The 20,636-nt window shown below is 58.5% G+C and carries 20 protein-coding genes; 13 read left to right on the top strand and 7 right to left on the bottom strand.

The features are described from left to right. Both hpnC and H1Y01_RS14120 read left to right on the top strand, forming a co-directional pair. A partial coding sequence (gene hpnC / locus H1Y01_RS14125; protein ID WP_219341550.1) for a squalene synthase HpnC occupies window positions 1-907 on the top strand: 907 nt, incomplete at its 5' end. Next, a complete protein-coding gene (locus H1Y01_RS14120) occupies window positions 904-1,746 on the top strand; it encodes a phytoene/squalene synthase family protein (protein WP_180541152.1) in 843 nt (280 codons plus the stop codon). The genes hpnC and H1Y01_RS14120, both read left to right, overlap by 4 nt. Window positions 1,747-1,754: 8 nt before the next feature. Here the strand turns inward: H1Y01_RS14120 and H1Y01_RS14115 are convergent, their stop codons facing one another. The 3 genes from H1Y01_RS14115 to H1Y01_RS14105 are packed head-to-tail and all read right to left on the bottom strand — an operon-like array spanning window position 1,755 to window position 3,596. Then, window positions 1,755-1,937: a hypothetical protein gene (locus H1Y01_RS14115; protein ID WP_180541151.1), complete on the bottom strand. Its 183-nt coding sequence runs from the start codon at window positions 1,935-1,937 to the stop codon at window positions 1,755-1,757. After that, window positions 1,938-2,363 (bottom strand): DUF6677 family protein, encoded by a 426-nt coding sequence (locus tag H1Y01_RS14110; RefSeq protein ID WP_219341549.1) that lies wholly within the window; start codon window positions 2,361-2,363, stop codon window positions 1,938-1,940. It lies immediately after the preceding gene. A gap of 9 nt (window positions 2,364-2,372) precedes the next feature. Continuing rightward, on the bottom strand, window positions 2,373-3,596 hold the full coding sequence (locus H1Y01_RS14105) for an O-antigen ligase family protein (RefSeq protein WP_180541150.1): 1,224 nt from the start codon (window positions 3,594-3,596) through the stop codon (window positions 2,373-2,375). A 196-nt stretch (window positions 3,597-3,792) separates the two neighbouring features. Between H1Y01_RS14105 and H1Y01_RS14100 the strand changes: the two genes are divergently transcribed. Together H1Y01_RS14100 and H1Y01_RS14095 are read left to right on the top strand one after the other, a co-directional pair. Continuing rightward, window positions 3,793-6,453 carry an ABC transporter permease gene (locus H1Y01_RS14100; RefSeq protein WP_180541149.1) on the top strand — a complete coding sequence of 887 codons (2,661 nt, stop codon included), beginning with the start codon at window positions 3,793-3,795 and terminating at the stop codon, window positions 6,451-6,453. A 337-nt stretch (window positions 6,454-6,790) separates the two neighbouring features. Then, window positions 6,791-8,506 carry a S8 family peptidase gene (locus H1Y01_RS14095; protein WP_180541148.1) on the top strand — a complete coding sequence of 572 codons (1,716 nt, stop codon included), beginning with the start codon at window positions 6,791-6,793 and terminating at the stop codon, window positions 8,504-8,506. Window positions 8,507-8,561: 55 nt separating this feature from the next. Here H1Y01_RS14095 and H1Y01_RS14090 read toward each other — a convergent pair whose 3' ends face one another. Next, window positions 8,562-9,764, bottom strand: coding sequence for a sigma-54 interaction domain-containing protein (locus H1Y01_RS14090; protein WP_180541147.1), 1,203 nt, complete (start codon window positions 9,762-9,764; stop codon window positions 8,562-8,564). Here H1Y01_RS14090 and H1Y01_RS14085 point away from each other — a divergent pair. From H1Y01_RS14085 to H1Y01_RS14065, 5 genes are read left to right on the top strand one after another with little or no spacing between them, the layout of a single operon-like run. Next, the gene (locus H1Y01_RS14085; protein WP_180541146.1) at window positions 9,763-12,084 is read left to right on the top strand and encodes an HD domain-containing phosphohydrolase; all 2,322 of its coding nucleotides are present in this window, start codon (window positions 9,763-9,765) and stop codon (window positions 12,082-12,084) included. The two genes, H1Y01_RS14090 and H1Y01_RS14085, sit on opposite strands and share 2 nt — an antisense overlap. Window positions 12,085-12,130: 46 nt before the next feature. Next, window positions 12,131-12,988 (top strand): ABC transporter permease subunit, encoded by an 858-nt coding sequence (locus H1Y01_RS14080; protein WP_180541145.1) that lies wholly within the window; start codon window positions 12,131-12,133, stop codon window positions 12,986-12,988. Continuing rightward, window positions 12,985-13,794, top strand: coding sequence for an ABC transporter permease (locus tag H1Y01_RS14075; RefSeq protein WP_180541144.1), 810 nt, complete (start codon window positions 12,985-12,987; stop codon window positions 13,792-13,794). Before H1Y01_RS14080 ends, H1Y01_RS14075 begins: the two co-directional genes overlap by 4 nt. Continuing rightward, window positions 13,791-15,401, top strand: coding sequence for an ABC transporter substrate-binding protein (locus tag H1Y01_RS14070; protein WP_180541143.1), 1,611 nt, complete (start codon window positions 13,791-13,793; stop codon window positions 15,399-15,401). Before H1Y01_RS14075 ends, H1Y01_RS14070 begins: the two co-directional genes overlap by 4 nt. After that, window positions 15,398-16,222: an ABC transporter ATP-binding protein gene (locus tag H1Y01_RS14065; protein ID WP_180541142.1), complete on the top strand. Its 825-nt coding sequence runs from the start codon at window positions 15,398-15,400 to the stop codon at window positions 16,220-16,222. Before H1Y01_RS14070 ends, H1Y01_RS14065 begins: the two co-directional genes overlap by 4 nt. Here the strand turns inward: H1Y01_RS14065 and H1Y01_RS14060 are convergent. From H1Y01_RS14060 to H1Y01_RS14050, 3 genes are all read right to left on the bottom strand, one after another. After that, entirely contained in the window at window positions 16,194-17,651 is a 1,458-nt protein-coding gene (locus H1Y01_RS14060; RefSeq protein ID WP_180541141.1) for a M56 family metallopeptidase, read from the bottom strand. The two genes, H1Y01_RS14065 and H1Y01_RS14060, sit on opposite strands and share 29 nt — an antisense overlap. Then, window positions 17,651-18,037 carry a BlaI/MecI/CopY family transcriptional regulator gene (locus H1Y01_RS14055; RefSeq protein ID WP_180541140.1) on the bottom strand — a complete coding sequence of 129 codons (387 nt, stop codon included), beginning with the start codon at window positions 18,035-18,037 and terminating at the stop codon, window positions 17,651-17,653. The genes H1Y01_RS14060 and H1Y01_RS14055 overlap by 1 nt, the downstream gene beginning before the upstream one ends. Before the next feature lie 88 nt (window positions 18,038-18,125). Then, on the bottom strand, window positions 18,126-18,722 hold the full coding sequence (locus tag H1Y01_RS14050; RefSeq protein WP_180541139.1) for a cytochrome P460 family protein: 597 nt from the start codon (window positions 18,720-18,722) through the stop codon (window positions 18,126-18,128). A 214-nt stretch (window positions 18,723-18,936) separates the two neighbouring features. Between H1Y01_RS14050 and H1Y01_RS19570 the strand changes: the two genes are divergently transcribed. The 4 genes from H1Y01_RS19570 to H1Y01_RS20105 all read left to right on the top strand — a co-directional run bounded on the left by H1Y01_RS19570 (window position 18,937) and on the right by H1Y01_RS20105 (window position 20,556). After that, window positions 18,937-19,362 carry a hypothetical protein gene (locus tag H1Y01_RS19570; protein WP_219341548.1) on the top strand — a complete coding sequence of 142 codons (426 nt, stop codon included), beginning with the start codon at window positions 18,937-18,939 and terminating at the stop codon, window positions 19,360-19,362. 9 nt (window positions 19,363-19,371) lie between these two features. After that, window positions 19,372-20,010: a sensor histidine kinase gene (locus H1Y01_RS19565; RefSeq protein WP_219341547.1), complete on the top strand. Its 639-nt coding sequence runs from the start codon at window positions 19,372-19,374 to the stop codon at window positions 20,008-20,010. Continuing rightward, window positions 19,997-20,236, top strand: coding sequence for a LytR/AlgR family response regulator transcription factor (locus H1Y01_RS19560; RefSeq protein ID WP_219341546.1), 240 nt, complete (start codon window positions 19,997-19,999; stop codon window positions 20,234-20,236). The genes H1Y01_RS19565 and H1Y01_RS19560 overlap by 14 nt, the downstream gene beginning before the upstream one ends. 62 nt (window positions 20,237-20,298) lie before the next feature. After that, a complete protein-coding gene (locus H1Y01_RS20105) occupies window positions 20,299-20,556 on the top strand; it encodes a LytR/AlgR family response regulator transcription factor (protein ID WP_219341551.1) in 258 nt (85 codons plus the stop codon). The last annotated feature ends 80 nt before the right edge of the window (window positions 20,557-20,636 follow it).

The following is a 20,636-nucleotide window of genomic DNA, read 5'->3' as shown; positions in this document are numbered from 1 at the left end:
GGCCCCGCGCGAGTTCCTCTTAAGCGAAGAAGCGACGCGGCACGAGTTCTCCCGGTCGCAAGCCGAGGCTTACACCAAATGGCTGGCTACTCATCATTATGAGAACTTCCACGTAGTTAGTCTCTTACTCCCCAAGCGCCTCCATCAGGACTTCTTCAATGTCTATGCCTACTGCCGCTGGGCGGATGACTTAGGCGACGAAATCGGGGACAAGCAGGAAAGTCTGCGCCTGCTCGCCTGGTGGGGTGACGAGCTGAACCGTATGTATGAAGGCCATGCCACGCATCCAGTCTTCGTCGCGCTCCAGGGCACAGTCGAAAAGCACTCCATCCCGAAGCAACCCTTCGCTGACTTAATCCGCGCGTTCATCCAGGATCAGCAAGTCTCACGCTACGAAACCTGGGAACATGTTCTCGATTACTGCGTCTACTCAGCGAACCCGGTCGGTCGCCTCGTACTGTACCTGGGAGGTTATTCCGATCCCGCAAGGCAGCACCTATCCGACGCAACCTGCACAGCCCTGCAGCTAGCGAACTTCTGGCAAGATGTAACAGTCGACTCGGCCAAAGACCGCGTCTATATCCCACTTGAAGTTCTCGACCGGAACCAAGTCACCGTAGACGACCTCTTTACCCGCCGCTTCTCGCCTGGATTCCGCAGCGCGATGGAAGAATGCGTAAACCGCGCCCAGTTACTCTTCGAACAAGGATTGCCGCTAGTGGGAATGGTCGACCGTGCCCTCTCGCTCGACTTAGATCTATTCAGCCGGGGCGGAATGCGGGTTCTCGAAAAAATCCGCCAGCAAGGGTATAACGTTCTCACCGAGCGCCCATCGATCTCCAAACTAGAACGCGTTGGCTTATTAGTAGGCGCGCTAGGCCGCTTAGCTGTGCGACGCGCCGCATGACCTCTCTATCTAACTCGTACGCCTACTGCCGCCGGATCACTCGCGCCCGCGCCAAAAACTTCTACTACTCGTTCGTCCTGCTGTCCACCGAGCAGCGCAACGCCATGTGCGCCATGTACGCCTTCATGCGCTTCTGCGACGACCTCAGCGACGAACCCGGCGCAACGGCAGCCGCCATGCAAAACTGGCGCGCATCGCTCGAACGCGCTCTCAACGGTCACTTAGATGACCATCCCCTCTGGCCCGCGTTTCACGACGCCGTGCAGCGCTACCGCATCCCGCACGATTACTTCTTCCAGATGATCGAAGGCGTCCAGTCGGACCTGACCCCGCGCGAGATCCATAACTTCGACGACTTATACCAATACTGCTACCGCGTCGCTTCGGTGGTAGGCCTAACCACCATCCACATCTTCGGATTCAGCGATCCACAGGCGCTCGACTTAGCCGAAAAGTGCGGCATCGCATTTCAGCTAACCAACATTCTGCGGGATGTGCGTGAAGACGCCGAGCTAGGCCGCGTCTACTTACCCACGGAAGATCTCCAACTTTTTGAAGTCCGCCGCGAGGAGTTGCTGGGAACCGAGCGCAGCAACCGCTTCCTGCGCTTGATGGAATTCGAAGCCGATCGAGCCCGGCGATTCTACGACCAATCCCGCCCGTTAATCGGACTGGTAGACGCTAGAAGCCGCTCGTCACTATGGGTGCTAATTACCATCTACTCGCGCTTGCTGGACAAAATCCGCACCAGTAACTTCGACGTCCTGCAGCGCCGGATCTCTCTATCCACCTGGGAGAAAGTAAGGATTGCCGGGGTAGGCTTCGCCACGCAGCGCTGAACCCAGCGTTAGCCGTGACCGAGTTTCATGGCCCAGCCGATCGCAAACAGCGCCAGGATGAAGTACCCGAAGCACTTCGCCCCATACATCAGGCGCTCGCGATCCGTTTTCTTGGTGACGATGCCGAGCACCACCGAAGCACATAGCGCGAACAGAAACGCCGCCTCGAAATGCGAGAGGTTAATCTTCATCTAGCTCTTTCGCCCCGTCGCGATCTCAAACACATCCACCATCGCCAGAATGTTCAGCAGCCCGGCACAAACCAGAAATTTCGTGCCATAGTCATGCACCGCTCCTGGCATATCCGGCTGGTTGTAGCCCAGCATCACGGACAAAATATAGAGCGCGCCCGACGCGAGATCCCCGACGAAGCCGCCGTAGTTGATCAGCGTGGTCAGCAGATCGCCCGATTCCGGATGGAACATCGCGCCCCGCATTCCCAGACCGAAGAAAAACATCACCGAGATAGCGGCCAAGAGCAGCAACCCACGCCCGCGCCTTCGCAGCAGCAGGTGTCCGCCGCCGGGAATCAACCAGGCGAGCGCCACCGGCGCAGCCCACACGCTCATCGGCGGAAAGGCAGTCTTCGCGGTATCGACAGTAGTAGTTGCAGCCATTTACGGAAACTACGAGGATACCACGGTGCCATCCCTGGAGATAGCGTTATAACCTATTGCAACTATGACGAGGTACATAGTAAGTGCCTCGCTGTTGCCGAAGTTTACATCTGCCATGCCTTCCACGAGCAGTGCAATAGTCACCGCGATACCGCCATGCATAAGAGATTTGCGATCGTCGCGCCCCGCCGGCAGGCCGCGAACACCGCGCGCGAAGTCCCACAGGATCTTGAAGATCAGCCAAAGAAAGATCAGGAGCACAGGCACCCCTCGTTCCGCCGCATACTCGAGATAGACGTTATGCAGGTGCATGTAGGAGCCGGAGGGAAGCGGAAGCGGCACATCAGGCGGCAGATACTCCATGAACCGCTCCCGTTGCATCCCGGGGCCGACCCCGAACCACGGATGCGCTTCCACCATGCGGATACCTGTTCGTAGAAGAATCGCACGAAAGCCGTTTGAATCGTCGCTGCCCGGTTGCACGATCGATACCGCGCGCTCCCGCAGCGTGGACGGCGCCACGAACAAGCCGATCGCGATACAAACAGGTATCGCCAAAGCGACCCAGGGCCGCCAGCACAAGACGAGGTATGTTACTCCGATCGCCGTGGCAATCCAGACGGCACGGGTTTCCGCCAACAAGATGCCCAGGCCAAGAGTAGCGCCTAACACTAACCACAACCAAACATATCGTCGCGCCGCGGCGGAAAAGAGCAGGAACGACGAAAGCATGAGGAGTACTAACATCTCTTCTACCGAAAAGATGTACCAGTGACCCATGAATCCGGTAATTCGCGCCGTAACATAGGCCGGGTAAAAATCCTCATTCGCCTGGTAGATGTTATAAGCTTTCACGCTAAATTGATAAACGCCGAAAAGAGCGCTCGCCGCTCCGAGGCCGGCCCACGTCAGCACGAGCCAGTTTCCTATCCTCGTTCCACGAAGTAATGTGTAGGCTACCAGCAGCTGGCTAAAAACGTAGATCTTCTTGACTTGCGGAAACCCCGCCATTGCATTCCCGGAAAGCGCTACGGCCACCAGCGTCCCCAACAAGAACAATCCGAGCGGGAGCTTGATTGGTGGAAGCCGGAGCCGTTCCCGGGACGCGAACAAAGCCACCAGCGCTAATCCAAGGAGGATCTGCGACGGCGCAATGCCGATGACAATCGCAGCCGATGAGGCGAACGCCAGCCACTGCGCCCATAACAGCAAACGCGATCGATAGTTACGCAATTCCTCACCGTATCACGATGGAATCGCGCAGCCCACGGTTTGCGGGGCGACTAACCAAACCTCCCGCCGCCTGCGCAGAATTACTTCATTCGCATTTGACATCGATCGGATCGAAGTGTTATACCCATCGTTAGACGATGGGAGCGCCAGGCGATGGGAAGCATTCTTACTCCGGTCCGGAAAGTCCGGAGGTGGCATGATTGAATCTCTCCGAACCTGGCTCGTGCGCGGCTGGCATCGGCTCCTGTTCCGCTGGCGCCGCGACGAGCTCACCCGGGAACTCTCCGAAGAAATCGAATTCCATCGCGAATTCCAACGGGCCGAGAACTGCGAATCCGGCATGGGACCTGGCCCGGCCGCGGAACTCAGCAATCGACAAATGGGAAACATAACCATGGCCAAGGAGGACTGTCGCGACATGTGGAGCTTCATGCGGTGGGAACGGATCTCGCAGGACTTGCGGCACGCCGTCCGCATGTACCGGCGAACGCCCGTGTTTACCGCGATCTGCGTACTCTCTATTGCGTTAGGCATTGGCGGAAATGCCGCAATGTTCAGCTTGGTGAATGCTCTACTAGTCCGTCCTTTGCCGTACTTACAGCCGGAGCGCCTGGTTAGAATTACCGGTATCTATCCTCGGGCCGCCGTTCCCTTCTTTCAGCAGCGCTCGCGAGCCATGGACATTGCCGCGATTAGTCCCGGTGCGGAAATTAATCTGACCGGTCAAGGCGAGGCAGCCCGTCTTTTCGGCAGCAGTGCGACACCCAACTTCCTCTCGGTCCTCGGCGCGCCGGTCGCTCTCGGAAGAAGCTTCCGGCCGGGCGAGGAGGCGCCGGGGCGCGACCACGTCGTCATCATCAGCCAATCCTTGTGGAAGGATCGCTTCGGCGGCGATCCGGCGGCGATCGGCCGCTTCGTTCAATTGGACGGCGTGGAACGGCAGATCATCGGGATCATGCGTGCCGGCTTCAGTTATCCGTCCGCGAAGGTACAGCTGTGGTTTCGCATGCGGCTCGATCCGTCGAACTTTCTGGAATATTGGGGATCCGAGTTCATGCCCCTGGTGGCGCGCTTGCGGCCTGGCGCCATTCTCCCGCAAGCCCAAGGCGAGGTGCGCAGCTTGAACTTGCAATTCAAAGGTCTCTATCCCTATCCAATGCCCCGCGATTTCAACGCAGGCTCGACCGCCATTCCGCTTCAGCAGGACATCGTCGGCGACGTACGGGGAAGGCTTCTCATTCTTCTCTGCTCAGTAGCTGCCGTCTTACTCATCGCCTGCGCTAACGTCGCGGGTCTGCTACTCTCCCGGGCGACCACGCGTCGCAAAGAGATCGCCCTTCGCGCGGCTCTGGGCGCGGGCCGCCTGCGTATCGTTCGCCAGCTCCTGACCGAAAGCATCGGCCTTGCCCTGCTTGGCGCCGGACTTGGCATCTTACTCGGGATATCTGCCCTGTCTATCTTCAAGTCCGTCCTGCCCGCGTCGCTTCCGGGCCTGGCTCAAGCCCATGTCGATTGGCAAATCGTCGCAGTCGTAATGGCGCTCGCGCTCTTCTCCGGATTAGCATCCGGGTTTGCTCCCGCCCTTAGTGCCTCCCAAGTCGACATCACCGAAACCATCAAGACGGGCAGCCAACGCTCTACATCGGGATTCTGGTCGCGTTTTCGAAGCGTCATTATCACCGGCGAAGTAGCTCTTACCGTGGTTTTGTTACTCGGCGCGGGGCTGCTGCTAAGAAGCGTCTACAAGCTATCGATAGTTAACCCCGGGTTCGATCCTAAGTCGATGCTTGCCGTTCAGATCAGCCCGAACCAGTCTGCCTGCGTGCAGCGTGAGGCATGCGTGGCGTTCTACAATCGCCTGTTACAACGTGCCGCTGGCGTTCCGGGCGTTGAACAAGCCGCAGTCGCGAACTCCGTTCCTCTCGATGGACGCGTTCCCACCACCCCAGTCGACATCGAAGGACATCCCAAGACGGCCGATTTCCCCGCGCCGATGCTCTGGCTGGAAGCGGTCAGTCCCGGCTATCTCCCAACGATGCGCATTCCTTTATTAGCGGGCCGCTACTTCACGGACTCGGATGGGCCGGATGCGACGCGCGTGCTGGTGATCCCCGCCTCTACGGCGAAACGCTTCTGGCCCAGCGAAAGCGCAATCGGAAAGCACATCAGGCTCGCCGGCAGCGACACGTGGCGGACGATCGTCGGCGTAGTCGGCGACGTGAACCACTACACCTTGAGCCAGGGACTTCCCACGGGCGTTGCCGGCGTCGTGTACATGCCCTACTCTCAATCCGTACTAGCCGACGGGCTAATCCCGGTGGCGATGACTTTACTTATCAAGGCCGAAACGAATAGCCCTCAGACCGCGCAGGCGATCGAACAACTCGCCCGAGATCAGGACCCGAACGTACCGGTCGGCCGGGTTCAAGCGCTGCAAGACGTCGTGTCCGGATCGATCGCCGACATACGTTCGACCATGCTCGTGTTCCTGAGCTTCGCCGGCGCGGCGATTCTACTGGCAACCGTCGGTATCTACGGGTTGATGTCTTATTGGGTCGCCCAACGGACTTATGAGATCGGCCTCCGTGTAGCCATTGGATGTTCGCGGCAGGGGATCCTTTCGATGATCCTCGCGAAAGGGTTGAAACTCACCCTATACGGCGTCACCGCAGGCATCCTCGGCGCGTTGATCCTGACTCGCTTCCTGTCCGCGCTTCTCTTCGGAGTGGGAACAACCGACTTACCAACCTTTATAGCGGTGGCCGCTTTGGTTTTGGCTGTCGGTGTCATCGCGACGGCGCTCCCCGCCTGGCGCGCCACCCGAATAGATCCAATAAAAGTACTGAGGGCCGACTGAACGCGCCCCCAAATTCGATAGACTCTTAAGGGCCCCATCTCAGGCCTGCTTCCCCATCACTTGGCGTTGCGCCAATTTGTCTCTTGCTTCTGCCAATACGCACGAAATGCATCGTGCTCCCGACCGTAAAGAACTGAAAACTAACGGTTGTTGGTTGGTGCTCCCGGTGCACTATCTTCGTCCATGCAGCGCATTTCATCTGATACAGAAAAAGCGATTGAACGTGGATCGGGTTCGCCCGCGCCAGGATTTCCGGTGGGCTACCAAAAGCAGGCCCTGGAATCCAAGGAGCCGGTTCCTGACCGGTCCACCAATATGCTGATCTGGGGAAAATAACGTGAACACTAAAATTCTTGCTGGATTACTCCTGGCCACAGCGAGTGGCCTGTTCGCCGGGAACGCGAAACTGGCGCACGAACTCGAAAGCATTGATCCCAACGGCTCTGTAGACGTCATCGTCCAACTGAAACACCCGGTGAACGATGGGCTATTGTCATCGGTGGTCCGCGGAGGTGAACTTAAGAAAAAACTAAATGCGGCCAACGGCGGGCTCTACAGATTACCCGCGAACATGTTGAAATCGCTTGCCAGCGATCCCGAAGTAGTTTATATCTCGCCTGACCGGCCGTTGAAAGGTTTGCTGGAATACGCGGAACCGACCATTAATGCCAATATAGCCCTTCAGAACGGTTGGTCGGGTACAGGCGTCACCGTGGCGATAATCGACAGCGGCATCACCGTCAGCGGCGATCTTCAGGAACTGCTCCTTAACCGGATTTCTTACTCAAAAAGTTTCGTCCCCGGTTCCAATAGCACCCAGGATGCGTACGGGCACGGTACGCACGTCGCCGGTATCGTGGGTGGAAATGGCAGCAACTCTTCCGGGCTTCTATACACCCACAGCTTTGTCGGCATCGCTCCCAATGTGAAGCTCGTGAATCTCCGGGTTCTGGATCAGAACGGGCAAGGCACCGATAGCCAGGTCATCGCCGCGATCGATGAGGCGATTGCGCTCAAAGTCGACATCATCAATCTCTCCCTGGGACGCCCGGTGTTCGAGAGCTACACCGTAGATCCTCTTTGCCAGGCAGTCGAACAGGCCTGGAAAGCGGGCATCGTTGTCGTCGTGGCCGCCGGTAATGATGGCCGGGTGAATACCGCCGGTACCCATGGCTACGCAACCATTACGGCGCCGGGAAACGATCCTTACGTGATCACCGTGGGCGCTATGAAAGATCAAGCGACGTTGACGCGATCCGACGATACGATCGCGAGCTATAGTTCGAAAGGTCCGACGATCTTGGACCATATCGTCAAACCGGACGTTGTAGCTCCCGGCAACAACATCAACTCGATGCTTGCCGGTACGAATGCCACGCTCTATCAGACTTCGACTACCTTACTCGAAAAAAGCTACTACATGAGCCTTCCCGAACTGAGCCTGAGCCCCGGACCGTATTCGAACAACTACTTCAAACTAAGCGGAACAAGCATGGCGGCGCCGATGGTAAGCGGGATCGCCGCACTGCTCTTGCAGAAAGATCCGACGCTGACTCCGGATACGATCAAGGCTCGAATCATGAAGACGGCGACCAAGACATTTCCGGCTTCCAGCACGGTAACCGACTCGACCGGCACTTACATCGACTATTACGATATATTCACCGTCGGGGCCGGGTATGTCGACGCCTGGGCCGCGCTGAATTGCACGGACCGAGCCACGCTGCCGGCTCTGTCGCCGACTGCCGTACAAACCGCTCCTGGAGTCGTGAAGATCTCGAACACCAGCATCGGCGGCACGGCTGCGGTTTGGGGCAGTGCAGCGGTATGGGGTAGTGCGGCGGTATGGGGTTCGACCGTTACAGATGAGAGCACAGCCGCCGTATGGGGCTCCGCTGCGGTCTGGGGCTCCGCGGCTGTATGGGGATCCAACGCCCCTGCCGGCACTGCCGCCGTATGGGGGAGCGCGGCGGTTTGGGGCAGCACGGCCGTGTGGGGATCGAGCACTGCCGACACGGATGCTTCGAACGTACTTTACAACCTTACCGAATGACTTATTGAAAGGAAATGGCTGGTTCAGGTTCGCTTTCGCGGACCTGACCAGCCGCTCAAGCGCTTACCCGACGTGACCGCACCTGCCCATATTCGCTCAAGCGACGGTTCAATGTCCTTAACGAAATTCCAAGAGCTTCAGCGGTCTGCTGCCGGTCACCCTGCGTTCTCCGGAGCGTGGCCAACACCGCTTCCCGCTCCATGGTTCCCAAGGTTCCGGCCGCGTGCGTTCGGATGCTGGTCTCTACCGGCGTCTGCGCCATCTCTTCCAAATCCAAATCGATATGGTTCGCTTCAATCCGGAACTCTTCCGCCGCGAGAGATGCGCTCGTGATCACGTTGCGTAGCTCTCGAATATTCCCTGGCCAAAGATGTCTCTCAAGTCTGCGGATCGCCTCGCCGCTGATCGACATGCCCGGCCGGATCTCCGCCAGAAAATGTTCCGCCAGCGGCTTAATGTCGTCCGGCCGCTCGCGTAAGGGTGGAACCCGCAAACAGACTTGACTCAGCCGGTAATACAGATCTTCCCGGAATAATTTCTGTTGAACCAGGCTCTTCAAGCTTCGATTGGTCGCCGCCACGATGCGCACGTCGACGGACAACTTCCTGGTCCCACCTAGCCGGAAATACGTAGATCCGTCGAGTACCCGCAACAACTTCGCCTGGAGGTTGAGGGGAAATTCCCCGATCTCGTCCAGCAGCAGCGTTCCTTCGTGCGCCAGCTCGAAGAGCCCAGGCTTGCTGTTGAGCGCTCCGCTGAAGGCGCCTCGCTCATAGCCGAGCAGCTCGCTTTCCACCAGATGCTCCGGTAAAGCCGCACAGCTCACGTCGACCCACGGCTTCGTGCGTCTTGACGAGTAATGGTGCAGCGCTCTGGCGATAATCTCTTTGCCGGACCCGCTCTCCCCCTCGATCAGCACGCTGGCTTTGGCCTGCGCTACGCGGCGTACTTGCCCCAGAAGTCCCATCATTTGGGGGCTGGCGACAATCGTTGTTTTTCCAAGAAAAGATTCGGGCGAAGAATTCACATCCGCATGATCGGCGGAATCCGCCTCTAACTCCAGCCCGGTAAGCCCGCCTACAGAATTCCACCGATCGCGCCGATAAACACAAAGAGACGGCTGTGCATGCCGAAAGGAGGTCGACGCGATGGACGAGTACTCCACCAAAGCCCGCTTATATATCCATTGCGTGATACTGACCGGTCTTCTGACATTAGTCTTGGCACTGGTGAACTGGCAGTATAAATCGCCCGCCATGTTCCTCGTGCTTCTGTGTACGGGTACGGTAATCTCTCATTGGAAAGTCCGCATCCCCGGGTTGAATGGCACCCTCTCGGTGTCCTGCGTGCTCGCCTTCTTCGCGACTTCCGAATTGCACTTCTCGGAAGCCGTGTTCGTTCTCAGTGTGGCTTCCGCTTCGCAGTGCCTCTTATTCGTTAAGACCCGGCCGCGGACGATTCAGGTTCTCTTCAACGTCGCTTCCATGGCGCTCGCCACGGCTATGACCGCGGGAACTTACCGGTTGTACTTATTCCAGGCGTGGCAGCTGGCAAATCCAATTCGCCTGCTTATCGCAGCCTGCGTATTCTTCGTCTTCAACACGATTCCCGTTACCATCGTCATCTCCATCACGGAGGGCCGGCCGTTTCGCCAGACCTGGAAAGAATGTTACTTCTGGTCGCTTCCCTTCTACTTGGCGGGCTCGGGCATCGCAACGTTCACCAGCATCGCTTGCCGCCAAATCGGCTGGCAGACTTGCGTCGTCATGGCCCCGGCTATCTGGATACTCTACCGTTCGCTCAAGCTCTATATAGGACGGGCGGAGGAAGGGCGCAAGCACGCTGAGGAAATATCGAGCTTGCACCTGCGCACCATCGAGGCGCTCGCACTCGCCATCGAAGCCAAGGATCAGACGACGGCAAATCACCTGGCGCGTGTGCAACTCTACGCCGTCGAAATTGGGAAGGATTTGGGAATGACGCCGCAGGAAATCGAGGCGCTTCGTGCCGGAGCCTTGCTGCACGATATCGGAAAACTTGCCGTCCCGGAACACATCATTTCCAAACCAGGCAAGCTCACCCGCGAAGAATTCGAAAAGATGAAGATCCATCCGGTTGTGGGAGCGGAGATTTTGGAGCGCGTCAATTTCCCTTACGCGGTGACGCCCATTGTCCGCGCCCATCACGAGAAATGGAATGGCAAAGGTTATCCCGACGGGCTTCACGGGGAAGCGATTCCGCTCGGCGCGCGCATTCTCGCGGCGGTTGATTGTCTCGATGCACTCGCATCCGATCGCCAGTACCGCAAAGCGCTTCCGTTAGATGCCGCCATGGCAGTCGTTGCCGAGGAATCGGGAAAGAGCTTCGATCCTAACGTAGTGGCGGTGCTGCAGCGTCGTTATCAGGAGCTGGAACTCCTGACCCACCAGCTATCCGCTGACCGATTGAAGGGACTCTCGGTAGATATCAAGGTCGAACGCGGCGACGCTCCAGCTGCTGGATTTGAACAAGACGCCCAGCCGGTTGGGCACGGCAGAAAACACGCGAACTTCGTTACCTCGATCGCAGCCGCCCGCCAGGAGATGCAAGAGGTCTTCCGGTTGACCCAGGAGCTCGGGACGGGTCTGAGTATTCACGACACGCTGGCGCTTCTTGCCGGCCGGATGAAGAATCTCGTCCCTCATGACGTTCTGGCGCTCTATCTGGTCAAAGGCGATGTTCTGAAGCCCGAATTTGTGACAGGCGAAAACTTCCGGTTCTTCTCGTCTCTCGAAATCCCTGTCGGAATGGGTCTGTCGGGGTGGGTCGCCGAGAACGTCAAACCGATCCTGAACGGCAACCCTGCCGTTGAGTCCGGTCATCTGGACCAGCCGTGCCGATTCACCACGATGCAGTCCGCGGTTTCAGTGCCGCTCGTCGCCGGCGAGCGACTAATCGGCGTGATTAGTCTGTACCAAACAGACAAAGATGCCTTCTCGAACGACGATCTGCGCGTCCTTCTATCGGTTGCCCCCAAGATCGCCCAGACGGTCGACAACAACTTCCAGTTCGAGCCAACCGCCGAGTCGTCGGCAACCGACGATGTTACAGGGTTGCCGAACCTCCGCTCTCTGTTTCTGCATCTGGAATCCGAAATCGCTCGCTGCGGCGCCGCGGCAATTCCTCTTCGCATCGGCGTCGTCGAAATTAACGGCTTCAAAAAGGTCAACGACCACCTGGGCCATCTGGCCGGGAATGAACTTCTCCGTAAGATCGGCGGCGTGCTCCGGCGGACATCCCGGTCCGGTGACTTCGTCGCCAGAATGGGCGGTGTCGAGTTCCTGATCGTCATGCCCGGTCGCGATGAGGCAGACGCCAGCGCGCAACTGGAAGCCTGCCGCTCCGCCGTCATCAATGTTGGCGACGAACTCGGCGCTGATTTGCACTTATCGATCATTTTCGGAATTGCGGCATGTGGACCCGACGGAATCGATTCCGGCGAACTCATCTCCACAGCCGACAGCAACATGTACGAACTCAAGCGCCGCCGCAAACTGCAGAGTTCGCGGGTACCGTTCCTGATCAAGCGTTCGGCCTAGTATGCGTATACAAGCCCCATCCCGTTCGCGGCTCCTGCGCATTGTCGTGATTCGACAGTGCGCCAAAGTAGTCCTCGCCGTTTTCCTCGGTGGGATCGCAGGGGCGGCATTGGCCCGCTATTCGGCTGGTTTCGGAATCGATGAACGGGAGATGGACGCGCGGCGCAGTTCCGCCTCCATCGAGACAATCCGCCATTCGCGGTCCGAGGGCGCGGATTTCGCCGTGTTCTGCTTCGGCTTTCTCCGCGGAATGGCTCACGGGGAACTTGGTTACTCGACAACTCTAAACCGCCCCGTGGCGGATTTGATCCGGGAGCGGATCGCCGTCACCGTTGCCGAGATATGCGAGGGATTAGCTCTAGCGATTGTCGCGTCGTCGGTTCTCGCCGGCCTTACCGCCATGCGAATCAGCCGCGTGTTAGGGGCTGTTTCCGAACTGGTTGCCAGCGTTTCGCTATGCGTGCCGGTCGCCATTCTGGGCTACCTATGTCTCCTGCTCCGCGTTGCACCCTTCTGGGCGGTCGCCGCGTGTACATTCCCCCATCTGTTCCGATACACTGCGAACCTTCTCGATCTAGCGGATCGCAAGAACCACGTGATTGCGGCACGCGCCCGCGGAGTGAGTCGATTCCGGTTGCATACAATGCACCGTCTTCTTCCCTGCGTACCCGAGTTACTCGCGACTCTCAGCCTGGTAGTCAGCATTGCATTTGGGTCGACGATCCCCATTGAGTTCGCTACGGAAACACCGGGACTCGGGCAGTTGGCCTGGCAGGCCGCATCGTCGCGCGATCTGGCCCTTCTTTGCGTGCTCACGATGTTCACGGCGGCGTTGGTCTTGAGCGCCAGTGGAGTTGCCGAAGTGTCGCGAGTTTGGTACTTCGGAGAGCGAGGCGCCGAGTGACGAAACTGACTCGCCGACTTGCCGCGGCATGGCTGCTTGTGGCCCTCCTCGTCGTCGTCGGCGCCGGCCAACTTGCGCCGCACTCGTACGACCGCATCTTCAGCGAATCGCCGGATGCCCAACCGTCGAAAGACCATCTGCTGGGCACCGACGCCGTTTCGCGAGATCGCTTCTCGCGCCTGATCCACGGCACCAGGATCAGCCTCGGATTCGCCCCGCTTGGCGCCTTCCTGGCGACCCTGGTAGCCGGATGCATTGGAGCTCTCAGCGGCCTCTCTAAACCTTGGGTCGACCGCACTCTGATGTTCTCGTGCGAACTGTTCATCTCACTTCCGTGGATGTTTCTCCTGATCTCCGCACGGTCCCTGATGCCCCTCAACACGACCCCGGTCGCCTCGGTTGCAATCACGTTCCTGCTGCTCGGTCTGCTCGGCTGGGCGGGTCCCGCCCGGATCGTCCGCGCCCGCACACGCGAATGGCTGAACAGCGATCAATACCTCTTCGCGCGATCTCTTGGAATCTCTCGCCGGCGCGCGTTTCTCATCCATCTCCCACCGGTTTTGAAGCCCGTGCTGCTCGCGCAATTCTGGATCGCAATCCCGGTCTTCATCCTTGGCGAGGCGAACCTGTCGTTGGTCGGACTCGGGGTCTCCGACCCTCTACCTTCGTGGGGAGCGCTTCTTCGCGATATGAACCGGCCTGAAGCGCTCCTCGAAACGCCTTGGATTATCACGCCTTTGCTCGTGCTTGTCGCAACGTTGATCGCTGTTCAAACGGTACTTCGCACCACCCGGAGTCAAACATGAATCTATCGAAATCGCTCGCTTCTCTTCTCTTGACTTTAGGACTTTGCGTCAGCCTTCGCGCCGAATCCGTTCTCCGCTTTTGCATTCGCAGCGAGCCTCGTACCCTACACCCGCTTCTGGTCGACGATGACGCGTCGGAGACGATCCGGTATCTTACCGGCGGGGTCCTCGTTCGACTGAATCGAAAGACGCAGGAATGCGAGCCCGCTTTGGCATCATCATGGCGCGTGGCCGCCAACGGGCGCCAGATCGACTTCGTGCTGCGCCAGCGCGTTCGCTTCTCCGATGGATCTCCCTTCGGGCCGCCGGACGTCGCCTACACCATCCAGCAGTTGATGAGTCCGGAACTCCACTCGCCGACGGCCGATAGCTTTCGAACCGGTCCGGGTGACGTTCACACCGAACAAACCGGGCCCGACTCGATCCGCGTCACATTTCCACAACCCGTCGCCGGGTTAGCCGCACTGTTCGATCAGGTCCCAATGATGTCCAGCCGTTCGCCCATGAAGGAGAAAGCCGTACTCGGCCCTTACATCATCGAAGACCGCAAAGCCGGCTCGTTTATCCTGCTGCATCGCAATCCGAACTATTGGGAGCGGGATGCCAGCGGACACCAGCTGCCGCACATCGATACGATTCGTCTCGAGATCCAGCAAAGCCGCGACTCCGAAGCGTTGCGGATGCGGCGCGGCGACATTGACTTCGTCAGCAACCTGGATCCGGACCTGTTCGATCATCTCGTCGCGGAGAAGAAATCGGACCTTACGGTGAACGACCTCGGTGCATCGCTCGATTCGGAACTGATCTGGTTCAATCAAACGTCCACGAGCCACCTGCCCGCCTCAAAACGCGCCTGGTTCACCGACGCGAATTTCCGCCGGGCCGTGTCCATTGCGATCGACCGGGATGAGATCTGCCGCATCGTTTATCGAGGCCACGCGACTCCTGCCGCCGGTCCCGTATCGCCCTCCAATCACGCCTGGTACAACAGCCATCTCGATGCGCAAAAGAGCTCCATTGAGGTCGCGAAAAAACTGCTCGCCAGCGGCGGATTTCGGGAAGCGGACGGCAAGCTACTGGATCGCTCTGGAAACCCGGTCGAATTCTCGCTGATCTCCAACTCCGGCAACCGCAACCACGAAAGGATGTTGGCGATCATCCAGCAGGATCTGCAAAAGCTCGGTATTCATCTGAACGTCGTCACCCTGGATTTCGCTTCCCTGATCGAACGCATCACCCGCACCTACGACTACGAAGCCTGCCTGATGTCGCTCACGAACGTCGGCATCGATCCGAATGAGCAGATGAACGTCTGGCTGAGTTCCGCCGGCAATCATCAATGGAACCCCAACCAGAAGACACCGGCGACGCCGTGGGAAGCGCGCATCGATCAGCTCATGACTCAGCAAGCCGCCGCATCCAATCCGGCCGTGCGCAAGAAGCTCTTCGATGAAGTACAGATGATCGTTCAGGAACAGCATCCGTTCATCTATCTCGTACATCCCGATGTCCTCGCCGCGTATTCGAAGAAGGTTCACAATGTAAACCCGGCCCTGTTGCGGCCGCAGCTTTACTGGAATGTCGATAAACAGGAGATCACCGAGTGAACTCCGCGAAGACTCCGGTGCTCGACACGTGCTTGTCCGTTTCGTACCACAACGGCAAACAGGTTCTATCCGATGTGCGCCTGTCTATCGGCCACGGCGAAATCCTCGGCCTGGTCGGGGAAAGCGGATCCGGCAAGAGTACGCTGGCGCTCGCGCTTTTCAATCTGTTAGACCGCAGCCGCGCCCGAGTAACTGGCCAAATCCAATTAAACGGTCGCGATCTCTTAAACCTGCCTGAGAAGCAAATGAGGCGCGTTCGCGGATCGGAGATCGCGCTCGTGCTGCAGAGCGCCGGGACAGCGCTCAATCCCGTGCTTCGGGTCGGCGCGCATCTCAAAGAAGCGTGGCTGGCGCATTCCAACGACGCCTCGAAATGGAAACAGGCAGCCGCCTCACTGCTCGAGCGCGTCTGCCTGCCTTGTGATGAGGAGTTCTTCCGCCGTTATCCGTCTCAGATCAGCGTCGGACAAGCCCAGCGCCTGCTGATCGCGATGGCGCTCCTACATCGCCCTTCCCTGCTCGTTGCGGATGAACCAACCAGCGCCCTCGATGCAATCACTCACGCCGAAATCCTGGCGCTGATCCGTGAGTTGAATCGCGATCTTGGGCTCTCTGTCCTCCTGATTTCCCACGACCTGCTTTCGGCTGCCTCCCTCTGTTCCCGTCTTGCGATTCTGAGGGAGGGCCAAATCGTCGAGTCGGGTGCGCCGCACCGCATCTTCGCGGCTCCCGAACACCCCTACACGCAACGGCTCATCGCCGCGCTTCCTCCGCATCCGCTGGCCGCGACTCTTACCCCTGAGGTACCGATTGCGGCGTGAGCCGATAGTCTCCCGTTCGAGACGGGTCAACGAAAGTGAAGGTCTTTATAACATTGGGCCCCTGAATGCGGTGGTACGCCCATTCTTCCTTACCTTCGTTCGGATGCGACTCGATCTCATCCGGCGGCCCATAAATCACATACATCCGGCCGCGATCGGTTTGTGAACCCGGAAGACCCGTGGTCGTTTGAAAATGCTGGTCCGCATAGGTGAGCCGGCGGTCGATCTCCGCGTGAATATCTTGCTCGGACGTGCCGGGGTTGCGTCTCAGCCAGAACTGCTTCAGAAAGTTGTGCCGTTCGTCATCTGTGGTGAGTCTCAGGTAAGCCGCGCGCTCTCCATCATCAGTAAGCGTGTAAGCGGCATTAGCGTCCAACGATCGCGCCACGAACATCGCGAACTCCTGAATCCGTTGCATGTGCGCGGCAGACGGATCGGCAGCGTCCGATTGCCACGCCCCGAGACCGAAGCAGATAGTTACTACACAGATCACGGCGGCAAGGAACGGAGTCCATGCGGCCTTGGGGGCCTGCGGATAAAGCAGACGGCGTATTCGTTTCATAAGACTTCCTCCTGTGATAGCTACGGCCGGTTCAGCGGCCGTCCAGCGTCTTTCTTCCAACGCGGTCAGAACAGCCGCATACTCACGCGCATTGCCGCTGACCGCAACGGCGATGTCGTCACAACACTTTTCGCGCTCAGCGCGAATCACTGCCGAAATCCACCAAACCGCGGGATGATAAAAGAACAGCGCTTCCAGGGCTCTCTGAATCGCATTGACCAGGTAGTCTTGCCGCCCAATATGCGCAAGCTCGTGCAACAGGATGGCTTCGACTTGCGCCGCCGGATATCCGGTCAGCATGCCGACGGGCACCAGGATCACCGGACGCAAATGACCGATAACCATCGGTGTATCGGCGAAGCAGGATTCGACTAACTGAACGGTCCGCGAGACACGTAGTTTCGCGCGCAAAGCACTAACACGGGCTTGCCAGTCGGCGCCCGCACAGCATACTCCCCGCCGCCGGAGCCGCGCGACCGATAGAAACCCGGCAAAGCTTCTCAGCGAGAACATCGCGACTCCGGTGATCCAAACCAGGGTTAGCCACGGCGCCAAAGCTGCCAGTTGAAAGTCCCACTGACCGGAACCCTGTGGCGGGGCGTGCTGTCCCAATGATTGAATCCCGGCGGCCGATACCGTCGCATTCTGCTGCGCAGTTGAAGGAAACAGATACGTCAGGGTCAGAACACAGGCCAGCACCTGCAGTAACATCGCCGTACTCGCCGCTGTGTATCGCGCGCGCGGAGACCGCGTTATCAGCAGAACGGCGCCAAGCGCGGCCGCGATGATCGCTCCCTCCCAGATCGAATGCATGATGGTCCAGCCGACGGCGTCAGCCAGCGGACTGCGGAGTAGCTGAATGAGCATTAGTTGTCACCTTCCCGATAATCGGTAAGGAGTTTCCGCAACTCCTCGAGTTCTTTCTTCGACGTCTTCTTCGCGGATAGTGCGCCGACCAGCAATGCCTTTGCGGAACCGCTGAACGCGCGCTCCAGAAGATCGCCCGCAAGCTGGCGCTGCGTCCACTCGCGCGGTCGCGCGGCGCGATAGACATGCGCGCGTTGCGTCTCGTCACGCTCCACCAGCCCCTTGTCGGCCATAATCTGCAGAATCTTCAGAACGGTACTGTACTGCGCGGGCCGCCCTTTGGCGACCACCGTGTAGACTTGGCGAACCGTGGCGGGGCCGACGCTCCACAGCACGGTCAGGAGTTCCAGTTCGGCGTCAGTCGGCCGAGGCGGCGGGGCAGGCATCTAGGAAGAGATTACTAGTAAACTCTTCCTAGTGTCAAGTGGGTGCGAAGAAGTATTTTTGGGGGAAATGACCTGTCGGTGGAACTTGCTATTTCGCGACCGCGATATCTGTTTCCTTCTTGTACGCGGCGCTCAGCGTGCCCTTGCTCGCGGCAATCGGCAACAGCGTCGGATAGAACTGGACGAACGTCGTGTCGACTGCGGCGTGATCGGTGTGGCAGCTATAACAAGACGCCGTGGCCGGTGTCATCTTGGCCGGCTTGTTCCCGTCGTCGAAGCCGAAGAATCCCCACTTACCCGGAAAACGCGCTTCGTCCTTCACGTGAACTTCGACTTCCATGACGGCGTCCTGAAAGTTTCCCTTCTGATTGATCGAGCCTTTGCCTTTGGCTCCGCGGAGCTCCAGTACGAGTACGGTCTTGTCCGGCCATGTACCCGTCTTCAGGAATGATTGATAAGCTTCAGGATTCGCGAAAACATTGTCGAACATGTGATGGTCGCTCATCTGCGATGCCGCGCTGTAGCTCATGTCGAAGCCCGACGTCAGATAGACCCATTCCCGATAATGTTCGGGAAACTTCATCTGACCGTCGTTCGTATATTCCGGCCCTGAACTCAAGTCCGAGCCGGACAAAGTAAACAGGGCCGTACTCAGCAGCAGAAAAGCTCGCGTAATGCGCATCATGTATACCATTTTGCTGCTTTAGACGCCATTTGAGCAACCGTCTACTGCATAGCTCCGGCGATTCACTGCATTTCCAGCGCGTGCGGCACATCCAGTGAACTACGATCACGGTACGGGCATCGTCCCTATCCGTCGAGAAAGGCCGAGTTGGATATGGATCGCAGCCATCTGGTCTGGTTTGGGCCTATTTGCCGCGTCACAGACTGTTTTCGCCATGCGCGCGGAAGGGATGCACCACGCGTGGTTAAGTCTATTCGCAACCACCCTGCTCGCCTGGCTGCCGTGGGCCTTGGCGACGGCGCCGGTCCTAAACCTTGGTCATCAATTCCCGCTGCTAACACTGAAGCGCCCGACAAGATGGTTAACCAGCTGGCTAGTTCACTTTACAGCCTGCCTCGCCATTGGACTTATCTACGCTTTCTGGACGGCGTGGCTCGATGCGCTCTTTAATCCTTTCGCCAACCCCTCCCCAATGCCGTTTCACTTACTTTGGTTAGATAAGTTCTACAATGGAATGCTATCTTCAGTACTCCTATACGCTACCATCCTAATTGTTAGTTATGGGTTAGACTCCCGGGCGCGTTTAGCTGAGCAGCAAACCGAAGCCGCGCGGCTGAACGAGCAACTCTCAAAGGCGTAACTCGACGCCTTGCGCCGGCAAATCGAGCCGCACTTTCTATTCAACACGTTGAACGCCGTCGCTGGATTGGTGCGCGAGGGCAGGAACGATTCTGCGGTCAGCATGATCGCAGGTTTGAGCGATTTCCTGCGCCGGACGCTAGACGCCTCGACCCGGCAGCAAGTGCCCTTGCAAGAAGAGATGGACTTCACTCGGAAATATCTTGATATTCAGAAGGTGCGCTTTGCCGATCGCCTGCAACTTAGCGTTGATGTCCCGGTGGAACTCTACTCCGCGCAAGTTCCCAGCCTGATTCTGCAACCAATGGTGGAGAATGCGGTGAAGCACGGTATCGCGAAGCGGGTCCGGGGTGGAGCAATTCGAATTACCGCCTCCCGCTCTGATCAGGTACTTACTCTCAGCGTTTGCAATGATGGTCCCAGCCTTCCTTCCGACTGGACAGGGGCGCGACCTGGGATCGGCATGTCCAACGTGCGCACCCGCCTTACGAGTCTCTACGGAGACGCATTCGAGTTGACGATGCGGAATCAAAACGCAGGCGGCGTAGAGGTCTCCGTGTCTCTGCCGTTTGTTGCTGGTTCCGTTTGTCGATTGTCCCAGGCCCGCGGAGGCTTGACTCGTGGGGATTCGGGCCATGGTCGTAGATGATGAGCCTCTGGCTCGCAGCAACCTCATCGTGCTGTTGCGGCAGGAGTCCGAAGTAGAAGTCGTTAGCGAATGCTGCTCCGGCATGGAAGCGCTAACGGACATCCGCACGTTGAAGCCCGACCTCGTTTTCCTCGACGTGGAGATGCCCGAGTGCGACGGGTTCGATGTTCTCGAGATTCCTGGGCCGAGATCTGCCTCCCGCCGTCGTCTGCCCGGTTCGAGTTAGCACTTAGCCGCGCCAAAGAAAGAATCGCGCAGGGAAAAGGAGCAGCGCGCCCCATCGAGTGACTGGCCATCAAGAGTGCCGGTCAGGTTTCGTTTCTCAAGATCTCCGAGATCGATTGGATCGAGGCCGCGGATTACTACTCATGTCTCCACGTGGGCACAAAGACTCACCTTCTCCGCCGTAGCCCGTCAGACCTGGACCAGGAGTTGGATCAAGCGATCTTCTGCCGGATTCATCGCTCGACGATCGTCCGTCTCGACCGTGTTCGCGGTCTGCAACTCAATGACGGCGGCGAGCATGACGGCCCACCCCGTATATAATCACGCCATGACATTGAAAGGATGTGGAGTTGCAGCGGCAGTCGGCGTGGTGTTGTTGACGGCTCAGATGAGCTTTGCAC

Source organism: Nevskia soli (assembly GCF_903970205.1).
Taxonomy (GTDB): Bacteria; Acidobacteriota; Terriglobia; order Bryobacterales; family Bryobacteraceae; genus Bog-113.
The sequence above is the reverse complement of the archived record's forward strand: the minus strand, read 5'-3'. Positions and strand labels throughout refer to the sequence as shown.